A 13,463-nucleotide genomic window follows, 5' to 3' on the forward strand; every position below is an offset into this window, starting at 1 on the left:
CTGTATTTCTTACCTTCCGAGGATGAGGCTCATGGCTTCGGCACGGGTGGCCGGGTCATGCAGTTGCCCGCGCACCGCACTGGTGACGGTCTTCGCGCCGGGCTTGCGGATACCGCGCATGGACATGCAAAGGTGTTCGCATTCGACGACGACGATCGCGCCGCGGGGCTTGAGGTGGGTGACGAGGGCTTCGACGATCTGGGTGGTCAGCCGCTCCTGGACCTGGGGGCGCCGGGCGAACATGTCCACCACCCGGGCCAGCTTGCTCAGGCCAGTGACCTTGCCGTCGTGCGAGGGAATGTAGCCGACGTGCGCCACGCCGTGGAACGGCACCAGATGGTGCTCGCACGTGGAGTAGAAGGGGATGTCCTTGACGAGCACCAGTTCCTCGTGGTCCAGGTCGAAGGTCGTAGCCAGGATTTCAGCCGGATCGTGGTGCAGGCCGGCAAACATTTCCGTGTAGGCCTTCGCCACCCGTTTCGGGGTGTCCACGAGACCGCTGCGGTCCGGGTCCTCGCCGATGGCCAGCAGGATTTCCCGCACTGCCGCCTCGATGCGCGGGCGGTCCACTTTCGGGCGGGAGTGCTGGGCTGTCCCGTCCACCGCCGAAGGAGCGGCGGTGGCGGGAACGTCGTCGTCGAAGTTAGAAGTCACAGAAGAAGCCTAGCCGGGATGGCCGTCAGTCCCGATATCCGTAACGCCCTGGAAGGGCTCCTGTCCGGGGACGCCCTGGGCGTGCGGCGGCCGTGCATCCAGGGGCTCTTCGAGCCGTGCCTGGGTTGCTTCCTCCTGCGCCTCGCGCTCCGCCTTTTCGCGGCGCGACTCCACCGGGCCGGCGGACTGGAGCGGGCGCGTTTCCTTGGAGAGCCAGACTTCACGGAAGTCGCGCTTGCGGATGTGCGTGAAAACGTGCGCGATTTCGGCCTGGTTCAGGGTTTCGCGTTCCAGCAGTTCGAGTGCCAGCTGGTCCAGGACGTCCCGGTTCTCGGTGAGGATGGCGTAGGCCTCGTCATGGGCCCCGTCGATCAGGCGGCGCACTTCCTCATCCACGATGTACGCGATCTGGTCCGAGTAATTGCGCTCATGGCCCGCATCACGGCCCAGGAACGGCTCCCCGCCGCCCTGGCCGAGGCGCACGGAGCCGACGCGCTCACTCATGCCAAACTCGGTGACCATCTTCCGGGCGATCCCGGTGGCCTTCTCGATGTCGTTGGACGCGCCGGTGGAGGGGTCGTGGAAGACGAGTTCTTCCGCGACACGGCCGCCCATGGCGTAGGCCATCTGGTCGAGCAGTTCGTTGCGGGTGATGGAGTATTTGTCGTTTTCCGGGACCACCATGGTGTAGCCGAGGGCGCGGCCGCGGGGCAGGATGGTGATCTTGGTGACCGGCGCCGAGTTCCGCAGGGCCGCCGCGACGAGGGCGTGGCCGCCCTCGTGGTAGGCGGTGACCTTGCGTTCGTGTTCCTTCATGACGCGGCTGCGTTTCTGCGGGCCGGCCATGACGCGGTCGATCGCCTCGTCGAGTGCGCGGTCATCGATCAGGTTCGCGTTGGAGCGCGCGGTCAGCAGCGCGGCCTCGTTCAGGACGTTGGCCAGGTCGGCGCCTGTGTAGCCGGGCGTCTTCTTGGCAACAGACCTGAGGTCGACGCCGGGAGCCATCGGCTTGCCCTTCGCGTGAACCTGCAGGATCTGGTCGCGGCCGATCAGGTCGGGAGCCTCGACGGAGATCTGCCGGTCGAAGCGGCCCGGGCGCAGCAGTGCAGGGTCCAGGACGTCGGGGCGGTTGGTGGCGGCGATCAGGATGACGTTTGTCTTGACGTCGAAGCCGTCCATTTCAACCAGCAGCTGGTTGAGCGTCTGCTCGCGCTCGTCGTTGCCGCCGCCGATGCCGGCGCCACGGTGACGGCCGACGGCGTCGATCTCGTCGACGAAGATGATGGCAGGGGCGTTGGACTTGGCCTGCTCGAAGAGGTCGCGGACGCGGGAGGCGCCCACCCCGACGAACATTTCAACGAAGTCGGAGCCGGAGATGGAGAAGAAGGGGACGCCGGCCTCGCCTGCGACGGCGCGGGCCAGGAGGGTCTTGCCGGTGCCGGGCGGGCCGTAGAGCAGCACGCCCTTGGGGATCTTGGCCCCGACCGCCTGGAACTTGGCAGGCTCCTGCAGGAATTCCTTGATCTCTTCGAGTTCCTCGACTGCCTCGTCGGCGCCGGCGACGTCACTGAAGGTGACCTGCGGCATGTCCTTGTTGACGAGCTTGGCCTTGGACTTGCCGAACTGCATGACCTTGGAGCCGCCGCCCTGCATCCGGGAGAGCAGGAACCAGAAGAGGACGCCCAGCAGCAGCACGGGGATCAGGAGGGAGAAGAGCCCGGAGAACCAGTTGTTTTCGATCGGCTGGTCGGTGAAGCCGCTCGGCGGTTTGGAATCGGTGACTGCCTTGACAATGTCCTGGGCGCGGGCGTTGACAAAGTAGAACTGGACGTTCTTGCCCTTGTCCTGTCCGTCGACCTGCAGGTTGTCTTTCAGGACCATGTCCACGCGGTTTTCGGCGTCGAAGATCTTGGCCTGCTCGACTTTGCCCCCGGTCAGCAGCGCGAGGCCCTTGTCGGTGTCAATCCGGCTCGAGCCGCCCGGCGCCAAAGTGGCGAAGGCCAGCAGGAGCATGGCGACGACGACGACAATCCAGATGCCGGGGCCCTTGAAGAAACTCTTAGCTTTCATCTGTTCGGGGCTGGCCCCGTCCCTCCTGGTAGTGCTGCACGGCGACCGATCTGCGCGCGTGTGGTGCTGCGTCAGCTTCTAGCTATACACCGTTCGCTGTAACTCACGCACAATGACGTGCAAAAGTTCCCTGTGGGCGTAGCGGGCCGGCCGGGCGGGGTCCAGGAGCGGGCCCCGCCAGCCGTCTACTCGTAGACGTGCGGGGCGAGGGTGCCCACGAAGTCCAGGTTGCGGTACTTCTCCGCGTAGTCCAGGCCGTAGCCGACGACGAATTCGTTGGGGATGTCGTAGCCGACGTACTTGACGTCGATCTTGACCTTGGCGGCGGTGGGCTTGCGGAAGGCGGTGCAGATTTCGACCGAGGCGGTGCCGCGTGATTCGAGGTTGGTCTTCAGCCAGGACAGCGTGAGGCCGGAGTCGATGATGTCCTCGACGATGAGGACGTCTTTGCCCAACAGGTCGGTGTCGAGGTCCTTGAGGATGCGGACGACGCCGGAGGACTGCGTGCCCGAACCGTAGGAGGAGACTGCCATCCAGTCCATGGAGACGTGGCTGTGCAGCGCGCGGGCCAGGTCAGCCATGACCATGACGGCGCCCTTGAGCACGCCGACGATCAGGAGATCGCGGCCTTCGTAGTCCTTGTCGATCTGCGCCGCAAGTTCGGCGATCCGTGACTGGATCTGTTCCTTGGTGTAGAGAACGTGCTTGAGGTCTGCCTGGACGTCGTTTGAATCCACCAATGGCTCCTGTGTCGATGCGGGTGCGACTAATTTCGGGGCGGTTTGTGAGGCCGGAATACAAGCTTCCCACAGCGGGCGGCCTCCCGGGGAACACCGCCGGCGGCAGGCTGCCCCCCGGCAGAGCGCTGGGCGAGCGAGAGCCGGTAGACGCTGACTCCGCCGGGGAGCTGAACCGGGCCCGCCGATCCCTGCCGGCGCAGCAGCGCCTCCGCCGCGAGCAGGCGCTGGTGGCTGGGCTGCTGGCCCCCGACGGCGGCGGCGGCCTTGGCGATGACCCGGAACCGCAGAGCCGGTGGAAGGTCCCGCAAGGGCGCCTCCGGAAGGCTGATCTCGTCCCCGGATTGCTCCCGCAGCCGGGCGAAGGTGTCTCCGGCCACGTCCTCCAGGTAGTCGGCATCCAGCTGCAGGATCGCCGCGGTCCGGGCCAGGGACTCGGCGACGCCGGGCCCGAGCTTCTCCTCTAGCAGCGGCAGCACTTCGACCCGGGTCCGGGACCGCGCGTAGGCGGGGTCGGCGTTGCTGGGATCGTGCCAGGGCTCCAGGCCCTCGACCTCGCAGATCTCCAGGGTCTGTGCCCGGCGCAGTCCCAGGAAGGGCCTGAGGAGGCGCCCGCGGGCGGGGCGCATCCCGGCAAGGGACCGGGTTCCGGAGCCGCGCGCCAGGCCGAGCAGGACCTGTTCGGCCTGGTCGTCGAGGGTATGGCCGAGCAGGATCACTGCGGCACCGGTCTCGTCAGCGACGGCCTCAAGGGCGCCGTGGCGCGCCTCCCTGGCGGCCGCCTCGGGGCCCATGCCGGCCGGGGCGACGTCGACGCGCCTCACCATTACGGGCGAAAGTCCGAGGTCCGTGAGGACCCGGGCGGTGGTGGCGGCCACCTCTGCCGTGCCCGGCTGCAACTGGTGGTCCACGACGACGGCCCCGACCCTCACGGGGTGCCCGTCCACATGCCCGCGGCGGGCGAAATACGCGGCAACGGCAGCGAGTGCCAGCGAGTCGGGCCCTCCGCTGCAGGCGACAATCACGCGTTCCGGGTAGCCCGCTCCGGCCAGGGCGTCCTGGAGCATCTTCCGTGCCGTGCCGACGACAGGCGCCAGCCGGCCTGGCCGGCGTCGTCCGCCTCGAACGGCCGGGTGGTCAGCCCCGGGATCGACAAGGGGAGGTTCGCTTGCGGGCACGGAAACTAGAGCCCCATCCGTTCAAGCCAAAGCTTGGAATCGTGGATCTCGGGTTCGGTGGGCAGGTGGTCCGCGGAATCCCAGACTTTGTTGAAGCCTTCCATGCCGGCCGCGGCCACCACTTCGCGGACAAACTTCGCGCCGTCGCTGTACTGGCGCATCTTGGCATCCAGGCCCAGGAGGCTCCTGATGAACTTCTCGATGACGCCGCGGTCCTTGCCCCGGGCGTTGAAACGCTGCCGGATGGTCTTCACCGAGGGGACGATGCTGGCGTCTACGGCGTCCATCACGACGTTGGCGTGGCCTTCGAGCAGGCTCATGAGGGCCGTCAGGCGGGACAGGGCTGCTTTTTCCTCCGGGTTCTGCAGGAGGTCAAGGATGGCGCCGCGGCCCGGACCGGACGTGCTCCGGTCCTTCAGGGACTTAGCCGCTGCGGACGCCCGTTCCATCAGGGAATCGACATTGCCCAGCAACTGGCCGCTGAGGTTTTCAATCTCATCCAGCATGTGGTGCCGCAGCCAGGGTGCCGCGGCGAACTGCACCCGGTGCGTCTGCTCGTGGAGGCAGACCCACAGCCGGAAATCGGCCGGCTCGACGTTGAGTTCGCGCTCCACCGTGATGATGTTCGGCGCGACGAGCAGCAGGCGCCCGGCGGCGGGGGCCGAAGAGTTCTCGGCGAGCGCGGAGAAGGGGTCGTACTGGCCGAGGACCTTGCTGGAGAGAAATGCCAGGATGGCGCCGAGCTGGCTGCCGGTGATAGCCCCGCTGACGCTGGCCGCACCGGGATTGATGGTCCCCCGGCGGCCCTCGAGCATCTTTTCCATGGCAGGAGCGAGCATCACGGCGAAGCTCTGCATGTTGGCCTTCGCCCAGGAGGCCCGGTCCACCACCAGGACGGAGGAATCGCGGAGGTCGCGGGCGGCGTCGAGGCCGGTGATGTGGTGGACATGCGGCACGGAGATGTCTGCCATGAGGCGCAGGTTCTCCACGGCGGCGCCGATCTCGGCGGATCCCAGGGTTGGCCCCGCCGGCGCCAGCCGGGCGGCCGTGGAAGCGGCAAGCTCCCAGTTGATGAGGGCTTGGGCTTGGGCTGATGTCTCGCGTGCAGAGAACTCCATAGGCTCCATCAGATCACAGGGGCACGACGTTGCGCGTTAACTTTCACCGGCCGGCGAACAAACCCGGCCGCACATCGGTGCCAGCCTGCCAGTCGCCGCCCGGCCTGCCCGTCAGCGGCAGCCGCAGCCGGCAAGGATGGAGGCCGAGCGGTCCAGCGCTGCCTTGTTCGCGGCGCTCGGGCTCAGCCCGTTACCAATGAAGGAGAAGACCAGCAGCCGGCCGTCGGCGTCGACGACGTAGCCGCTGAGGGCGATCACGGTATTCAGCGTGCCTGTCTTGGCGCGCACGAGCCCGGCTCCCGCTGCCGTGGCCGCATCGGTGTACCGGTCCCCGAGTGTTCCGGTGAGTCCCGCCACCGGGAAGCCGGCGAGGGCGGCGCGCAGACGCGGATCCGGGCCGGACGTCATGGCCCGGACCACGTCCGTGAGCTGCCGGGCGGAGACCTGGTTGGCCAGGGCCAGGCCGGAGACGTCCGCGGCGTGGAGCGTCCCGGTGGGGATCCCCATGTCCTTGAGCTGCTGCAGGACGGCGGCGATGGCTCCGTCGTTGCTGCCCGGCTGGCCGGCCGCAATGGCTGTCATCCGGCCCATCACCTCGGCGAGGTAGTTGTCCGAGGTCCGCAGCAGCAGGTCGACCTGCTCGCCGACCGTGGCGGACTGGACCTCCGCCAGGACGCGCGCGCCGGCAGCGGGCGTCTGCGTCTGCGCCGGCGCGGGGGCGGGCGCGGGCGGGGCCCGTACGACGCCGGGCACCACGGACAGCCCGGCGCCCGCTGCGGCCGACGCGAGCTGTGCCGAGAACGCCTCGGCGGCAGTCATGGCGGCGTCCTGCGGGCGGGGGCCCGTGGTCGCGGCCGGGTCAAACCGCGCCGCGTTCATGGCCAGCGGAAACAGCGGGGCCGTCTCGCCCGCGGCCACGTCGTCCGGGCTCCACGCCGGGCTCAAGGACGGACCGGTAAAAAGGGAGTCATCGACCAGCACGGTGACATTGCCGGAGACGCCGTCCTTCTGGAGGGCGCGGATGGTGGCCTGCGCGAGGGTGCCGAGCCCGGCATGGCCCATGACCGCGTCCGGGGCTGATTCACCCGCGCCCAGCAGCACGTCTCCCCCGCCGGTGAGCACGACCGAGCCGGGCATCGGTCCCGCCACGGCCCTGGTGCTGAAGCGGTGGTCCGGGCCCAGGACGCGCAAGGCGGCGCTGGCTGTGAAGAGCTTCATGTTCGACGCCGGAACGCGGGCCTCGTCCCCGGAGCTGTCAAAGAGCAACTGCCCGGTGGACGCATCCTGCACGACCCCGGTGACTGTTCCGCCGCCGTCGGCCTTCAGCGTGTCTTTGAGCTGGGCCGTGAGCCGGGCAGCGTCCGGCACGGCCGCCGAGCCGCTGAGGGGTCCAATAATGCCTGGGCCGTCGGCGCCTCCGTGGCTGAGGCTGGCCGGGGCCTGCTGCCACGGGACGGCCGGGACTGCGGAGGTTCCGGAGCGGTCCGGGCCGAGGAAGGCCGGGGCGATTGCGATGCCGGCCGGGACGGCGAGGGACACTATCAGAAGTGTCAGGAACAGCATCGGGAGGATCCGCCGCAGCGGGCCGGGCGCCGGGGCCAGGGCTGCACGGCTGGTTCTGCGTTTCATGCTGCTGCTGGTCCTTTAGTCCTGAAATGTCCCCACTAGTTCCTGAAACCTGGGCCTCTCGCTATATCCTCAATAGTAGTCGGCGGCACCGGTACTGCTTTTTCGGACGTCGCGTGTGCCGCGCACCCCTGAAATCGTCAAGGAGCATTCCATGAAGCATGACGTGACAATCGAGATCCCCAAGGGATCACGCGTCAAGTACGAAGTCGATCACGAGACCGGCCGCATCCGCCTGGACCGTGTCCTGTTCACCTCCATGCAGTACCCCACGCACTACGGTTTCTTCGAGAACACCCTGGGCGAGGACGGGGACCCGCTGGACGCCCTGGTGCTCCTGCAGGACTTCGACCTTCACCCCGGCGTGATCGTTGAAGCCCGCCCCATCGGCGTGTTCAACATGACTGACGACGGCGGCGGCGACGCCAAGGTCCTGTGCGTCCCGGCCGATGCCCGCTTCGATCACATCAACGAGATCACCGATGTCAGCGAGTTCCTGATCAAGGAGATCGAGCACTTCTTCACCCGCTACAAGGACCTGGAGCCGGGCAAGTGGGTCAAGGCCGAAGGCTGGGGCGACCGCGCCGCAGCCGAAGCCGAGCTCGAAGCTTCCATCAAGCGCTACGTGCCCGCCGCGCACTGACGTCCTGACCCCAACGCGGGGTCATCTACAGCCCATCCGGGTGGCCGGAATGGGCCGTAGATGACCCCGCGTTGCTGTTTAACGGTTTAACGGCCGGGTCCCGTCGCCGGCATGGGTACCGGTCCCCATCGCCCTGTCCCGGGAGAACACCTAGGCTGTCGGGGGAACGATCGCTACTTATCATGGGGGATTCCGGATGGCGGGATTTTACGGGGCCGATGTCGCCCAGCTCCGGACGCTTGCAGGCGTCATGGGCAAAGCTGCGGACACCATCGGCATGCAGGGCACTCAGTTGACCAATCTCATCAACACCAGCACGTCGTGGAACGGACAGGACGCCAGCCGCTTCAAGGCCGATTGGAACGGCCAGCACCGCCAGAGCCTGATCCAGGCAGCCAGCCTGCTGCGGACAAGCAGAAGACGGGCACCGACATCCTGTGCGCGGTGGCGCTTCGAGGCCTCCTGGCCAAGGAACCCGTCTACCCCGTCCTCTTCGAAGGCGAGAGCGAGCCGTCCCGGCTGCACGCCGTGGAGCACATCACGGGCGCACTCACATTGCGGCGCAGCGGCGATACTGTCGTCTCCGTGGAGCACACCGTCTCCACCGGAAAACGCTGGCTCTACGCCTACGTCCATGTGGAGGGTGTCCTCTTGGAAGAAGTGGACGACGGCGGCCTGCACGGTTTCACTGTGATCACCCGGGCCCAGCTCGCTGGCCGGCTGGCGCGGTTCGTTGACCCGGAAGGGTCCGCCTCGACCGACGCGCCCGCCGTCGCATACTCCGAGGCCGACTTCGAAGCACAGGCACCGGCGGTCCTCCCGGACGCCCGCGCAGCCAGCAACGTGGTGTCGTTCAGCACCGGATCCGAAGACTTCCCCACGGTGACCGTCTACACCGGCCCATCCTGGGTCCGTGTCCTCACGCCCCGGCTCGCGGACCGCGGGGTCAGCCTCGAGCTCCAGGAAACCTCCGGCGCAACCTTGGCCCGGGTTCTTGGCTCGCTGGCCGGCGTTTCCTGAGCTCCCGCCGTCCGCCTACGAAAGTCATCGATGAACAAGCCAAAGCCCTCCCCCACCGGACTGATCGATCCCGCCACAGGAAGTCCCGTCCGCCGCCACCCTGACTCGGGCACCTATTACGTGCCCAAGGCCGGCTGGCCGCACTTCTGGGCCCGTTCCCTCGATGCCCTGGTGGTGGTCTTGGTGGCAGGGGTGCCGATGGGTGTGGCGAACGCGCTGGTCCAGGACCTTGCGCTCGGCTCCTTGTCTTATGCCTTGCTGTCGAGCAATGGCCTGTTTGCCACGGTGATGATCGGCCTGTGGTTCCTGGTTGTGTACGCCTACGGCATGGTGTGGGGGGCCTTCGGCAGCGTCGGGGACGCGGCCGCCGGCATGCGTTCGGTCCGCATCAGTAACGGCACGACGTCGGGCGCCTGGCGTGGTGGATGGCGTGCTGTCTGGTGGTCTTTCGCGCCCCTGTATCTCATCATGGCGATTGCGGCCGCCGTCACCGGTGGTGGCGGCGACAGCTTCACCGCCAACTACGTCTCCGTTGACCGCCGTTCCGGAGTGGCCTCCGGCGCGGCCCCGGTTCGGGACCCCCGCGCGGCGGCTGCCGGCCAGGCGGCAGTGCAGCAGCACGGCCAGCTCCCGGCCCTCTACGACGGCAGGAGCCCGCGTGGCTGAAGAGCCCGGGCACGGCAGCACCCGGCTCGTCCGCCGCGCCGAACGATTGTACGGCGATCGGCTCGGCCGGTTCCGGTACGGCGAGCTCTCCTGGCATGTGCCCTTGAAGTGGCTGCCGGGGTTCCTGCTGGCCGGATTCGCCTTCGGCGCCATAGCCCAGTTCACCGGCCAGCCGCGGTCGTCACGGGACCCGGCGCTCTTCTCCGACCTCCCGCTCTTCCTGTCGACGAGCCTGGCTACGGGGCTGGTCCTGTGGTCCATGACCTTGTCGTGGAGCTTCCGCAGGCTGCTGGTCTTTGACCGTGGGCTGTTGTTCGGGTACGCCCGGAAACACACGGCCCGCGCCATCGTGTGGCAGGACATCGACCCGGGGTCGCTCCGCGTAGTCGAAGCCCGGCCTGGCATCGAGGCCGACGGTCTCCTCAAGACCCTCAAGCGCAGCACCAAAACCTCCCTGGGCGTACACGGACGTTACGCCCTCGTGTTCCGCGGCCGGGCGTCGGACCCGGACCAGGCCGCCCTCCAGGCTGGAATCTCCGAGCCCGGGTTCTTCACCTTCAGCACGAGGGAACACCCGGTTGCACTGATCGCCGCCATCGAGCAGGGGATGGCCGGCGCAGGGCACCGGGCAGCCGGCGCGCCAACCCCGGGGGCCGTTCCGCTGGTCTCCGTCAGCACCGCCATGAGGCTGTACTAGGACCCTTGCCTACGCAATGCCACCGGGTAGTGTTTGATCCAGTATGTTCACGCTGACCATCAATCAAACCGACAGCCGGCGCGACGGCGACCGCGTGCCGCAGCTCCTCAAGGACCTGCGGCATATCCCCGCGCGCCTCGATTTCGACCGTTCGGTGGAGGACGAGGTGCAGGGCATCGTGGACTGTCCCCAGCAGGCCGTTGAGGTGGCCATGATCGCCCTGCGCAGCGGCAGCTGGTACGTCGGCATAGGCGTGGGACCCGTGAATGAACCCCTGCCCAACCAGATCAAGGACGCTTCGGGCCACGGTCTGATCTACGCCCGCCGCGCCGTCGACCGGCTCCGCAACGGCAAGGACCGCATTCCGGTGGCCGTGGAGGGACCGCTGGCGGACCTGGCTGCGGAGTCAGAGGCCGTCCTGCGGCTGCTGGGCCACATTGTGCACGACAGGAGCGCGGCGGAATGGCGTGTGCTGGATCTGCTGACCCCCGGCGTGCGCGGACAGCAGAAAGCGGTCGCCGAGGAGCTCGGAATCACCACCCAGGCGGTCAGCAAGGCCGTTGCGCGCGCACAGTGGAACGAGGAACACGCCGCGCGGCCGGCCGCGGCCCGGCTCCTGGGCCTTATCCTCGAGGTCCGCTAGAGCCGTGCCTGCGCCGGAATCTTCCGGCCCCGAACGTTGAAGCCCTGGAACGTTCACGCCCTGACGATGCCGCCCTAGAGGAGGCTGCGCAGTACGTGCGCGGCGCCGTCGTCGTAGACCGACTTCGTGACCTCGTCCGCAGCGGCGATCACTTCCACCGGCGCCTGTCCCATGGCCACGCCGCGGCGTGCCCACGTGAGCATCTCAATATCGTTGCGGCCATCGCCGACGGCGACCGTTCGGTGGGACTCGATGCTCAGCCGGCCGCGGAGGTGTTCCAGTGCGCTGGCCTTCGTGACGCCGGCGGCGGCAATGTCCAGCCAGGCCGTCCAGCCCACCGAATAGGTCACGCCGGCAAGTCCCACGTGGCGGATCGCGGCGTTGAATTCTTCAGGGGTGTTCTCTGAGCTGAACACCACCACTCGCACGGCGGTCGCCTCCAGCATGGTCTGGAAGTCGACGCCGATCGCTTCGACGCCGAAGCTGGCGTCCTGGAAGCGTTCGGTGGAGAGGAAGTTTCCGGCCTCGTCTTCAAGGGCGTACTTGGCGGTGGGGAGCCGCTTGCGCAAGGCCCGGAGGGCGGGGCCGGGGTCGAAGGTGGCCTTATGGAGGACCTCATAGCCCCTGGCGAGTCCGGAGTCGAGACGGAGCGTCACGCCGCCGTTGGAACACACGGCATAGCCGTTGTCGATCCCGATGTGCTCGATGATGGGCAGCGTGGCGTTGAGCGAACGGCCCGTGGCGATCATGACGTGGTGGCCCGCCGCCACGACTGCCTGGGCGGCTTCGCGGACGGGTACCGACATGTGGCCGTCGTGGTCGACGAGGGTTCCGTCGACGTCGAGGGCGATCATCATCTTTTCGTTTGCATTTCGCCGGTCATCGTTGCCGGCGACTGAGATTTCAGTCAATGTAGTCATCCAATAAGTAGAGCAGACGCCCCTGACAGCCGCTAGGACTCACGCCACAGCAAGGCATGAACTTGTGGTAAACACCCAGAGCTTTTCCACACTGTGGATGTTTACCCGGCGGCTGCCAGGGGACCGGACAGGGCGGCGCCGCGGGACGCTAGAGAACAGGGAAAACGGTCATGCCGCCCAGGTACTTCTGCAGGGCGGCCGGGACGTTGACCGAGCCGTCCGGGTTCTGGTGGTGTTCCAGGATGGCCACAATCCATCGGGTGGTGGCCAGCGTGCCGTTGAGGGTGGCGACGGCCCGGGTGCCCTTCGGGGCGCCGTCCTCGTTCAGCACGCGTTCGCGGATGTTGAGCCGCCGCGCCTGGAACGTGGTGCAGTTGGACGTGGACGTCAGCTCCCGGTAGGCGCCCTGGGTGGGGACCCACGCCTCACAGTCGAACTTGCGGGCCGCGGAGTTGCCCAGATCGCCCGCGGCCGTGTCAATCACGCGGTAGGGCAGTTCGCACTTGGCCAGCATCTCCTCTTCCCACGCGAGCAGGCGCGCGTGCTCGGCTGCCGCGTCCTCCACGGTGGTGTAGATGAACATCTCCACCTTGTTGAACTGGTGCACCCGGATGATGCCGCGGGTGTCCTTGCCGTGGGAGCCGGCCTCGCGCCGGTAGCAGGAACTCTGCCCGGCGTAGCGGATTGGTCCGGCCGAGAGGTCCAGGATCTCATCCGCGTGATAGCCGGCGAGGGCCACCTCCGAGGTGCCAACCAGGTAGAGGTCGTCTTCGGCGAGACGATAGATCTCGGCGTCGTGCTTGACGTCAAAGCCGGTGCCCTGCATGGTTTCGGGCCGGACCAGGGTGGGGGTGATCATGGGCACGAAACCGGCGTCGATGGCCTGCTCCATGGCCATCTGCAGCAGCGCCATTTCCAGCCGGGCACCGACGCCGCGCAGGAAGTAGAAGCGCGAGCCGGAGACCTTGGCGCCGCGTTCCATGTCGATGGCGCCGATCAGTTCGCCGATCTCCAGGTGGTCCTTCGGCTCGAAATCAGGGAACTCGCGCGGCGTTCCGACGGTCTTGACCACGATGTAGTCCTCTTCGCCGCCCTCCGGGACGCCGTCCTCGATGAGGTTGGGGATTGCGCGGAGCAGTTCCTCGTGGGCGGCCTGCACGACGTCGGCCTCGGCGGAGGCGGCTTTGACGGATCCGGCGAGGACCTTCACCTCGGCGAGCAGGGCCTGCTTTTCCTCGCCCTTGGCCTGTGCGACCTTCTTGCCGAAGGCATTTTGTTCTGCCCGCAGGTTCTCGAAGCGGATGAGCGCCGCGCGCCGGGCCGTGTCCGCGGCGATGATCGCGTCCACCACGGATTCATCGGCGCCGCGGGCGCGCTGGCTGGCCCGGAACTTGTCCGGATTTTCGCTGAGGTCTTTTACGTCGATCACCAGACAAGAGTATCCAATCAGGTCACCATTCCCCGGCAATCCGGGCTCCGGCCGCCGGCGGG

Annotated in this window: 13 protein-coding genes; 5 read left to right on the forward strand and 8 right to left on the reverse strand. The window is 67.6% G+C overall.

The genetic code is table 11. The features are described 5' to 3' along the window. Nucleotides 1-9: 9 nt before the first annotated feature. From folE to dacB, 6 genes are all read right to left on the reverse strand, one after another. Nucleotides 10-654: a GTP cyclohydrolase I FolE gene (folE, locus tag AC1DCZ_RS10805; protein WP_476974570.1), complete on the reverse strand. Its 645-nt coding sequence runs from the start codon at nucleotides 652-654 to the stop codon at nucleotides 10-12. 9 nt (nucleotides 655-663) lie between these two features. Continuing rightward, the gene (gene ftsH, locus AC1DCZ_RS10810) at nucleotides 664-2,724 is read right to left on the reverse strand and encodes an ATP-dependent zinc metalloprotease FtsH (protein WP_476974571.1); all 2,061 of its coding nucleotides are present in this window, start codon (nucleotides 2,722-2,724) and stop codon (nucleotides 664-666) included. 185 nt (nucleotides 2,725-2,909) lie between these two features. Continuing rightward, the gene (gene hpt / locus AC1DCZ_RS10815) at nucleotides 2,910-3,461 is read right to left on the reverse strand and encodes a hypoxanthine phosphoribosyltransferase (RefSeq protein ID WP_476895770.1); all 552 of its coding nucleotides are present in this window, start codon (nucleotides 3,459-3,461) and stop codon (nucleotides 2,910-2,912) included. 29 nt (nucleotides 3,462-3,490) lie between these two features. Then, a complete protein-coding gene (tilS, locus tag AC1DCZ_RS10820) occupies nucleotides 3,491-4,528 on the reverse strand; it encodes a tRNA lysidine(34) synthetase TilS (protein ID WP_476974572.1) in 1,038 nt (345 codons plus the stop codon). Between the two features lie 116 nt (nucleotides 4,529-4,644). Beyond that, on the reverse strand, nucleotides 4,645-5,757 hold the full coding sequence (locus tag AC1DCZ_RS10825) for a zinc-dependent metalloprotease (protein WP_476974573.1): 1,113 nt from the start codon (nucleotides 5,755-5,757) through the stop codon (nucleotides 4,645-4,647). 111 nt (nucleotides 5,758-5,868) lie between these two features. Next, nucleotides 5,869-7,386, reverse strand: coding sequence for a D-alanyl-D-alanine carboxypeptidase/D-alanyl-D-alanine endopeptidase (dacB, locus tag AC1DCZ_RS10830; RefSeq protein WP_476974574.1), 1,518 nt, complete (start codon nucleotides 7,384-7,386; stop codon nucleotides 5,869-5,871). Between the two features lie 151 nt (nucleotides 7,387-7,537). Between dacB and AC1DCZ_RS10835 the strand changes: the two genes are divergently transcribed. From AC1DCZ_RS10835 to AC1DCZ_RS10855, 5 genes are all read left to right on the forward strand, one after another. Next, nucleotides 7,538-8,026 carry an inorganic diphosphatase gene (locus AC1DCZ_RS10835; protein WP_476895773.1) on the forward strand — a complete coding sequence of 163 codons (489 nt, stop codon included), beginning with the start codon at nucleotides 7,538-7,540 and terminating at the stop codon, nucleotides 8,024-8,026. Between the two features lie 357 nt (nucleotides 8,027-8,383). Further along, complete coding sequence (locus tag AC1DCZ_RS10840; protein ID WP_476974575.1) at nucleotides 8,384-9,046, forward strand: hypothetical protein; 663 nt, start codon at nucleotides 8,384-8,386, stop codon at nucleotides 9,044-9,046. A 30-nt stretch (nucleotides 9,047-9,076) separates the two neighbouring features. Next, complete coding sequence (locus AC1DCZ_RS10845; RefSeq protein WP_476974576.1) at nucleotides 9,077-9,712, forward strand: hypothetical protein; 636 nt, start codon at nucleotides 9,077-9,079, stop codon at nucleotides 9,710-9,712. After that, on the forward strand, nucleotides 9,705-10,409 hold the full coding sequence (locus tag AC1DCZ_RS10850) for a hypothetical protein (RefSeq protein WP_476974577.1): 705 nt from the start codon (nucleotides 9,705-9,707) through the stop codon (nucleotides 10,407-10,409). Before AC1DCZ_RS10845 ends, AC1DCZ_RS10850 begins: the two co-directional genes overlap by 8 nt. A 43-nt stretch (nucleotides 10,410-10,452) precedes the next feature. After that, a complete protein-coding gene (locus AC1DCZ_RS10855; RefSeq protein WP_476974578.1) occupies nucleotides 10,453-11,052 on the forward strand; it encodes a hypothetical protein in 600 nt (199 codons plus the stop codon). A 74-nt stretch (nucleotides 11,053-11,126) separates the two neighbouring features. Here the strand turns inward: AC1DCZ_RS10855 and AC1DCZ_RS10860 are convergent, their stop codons facing one another. After that, nucleotides 11,127-11,972, reverse strand: a complete 846-nt coding sequence (locus tag AC1DCZ_RS10860) for an HAD family hydrolase (RefSeq protein ID WP_476974579.1) — start codon at nucleotides 11,970-11,972, stop codon at nucleotides 11,127-11,129. A gap of 148 nt (nucleotides 11,973-12,120) precedes the next feature. Then, the gene (serS, locus tag AC1DCZ_RS10865; protein ID WP_476974580.1) at nucleotides 12,121-13,401 is read right to left on the reverse strand and encodes a serine--tRNA ligase; all 1,281 of its coding nucleotides are present in this window, start codon (nucleotides 13,399-13,401) and stop codon (nucleotides 12,121-12,123) included. Nucleotides 13,402-13,463 lie beyond the last annotated feature (62 nt).

Source organism: Arthrobacter sp. 10N418, from assembly GCF_056394725.1.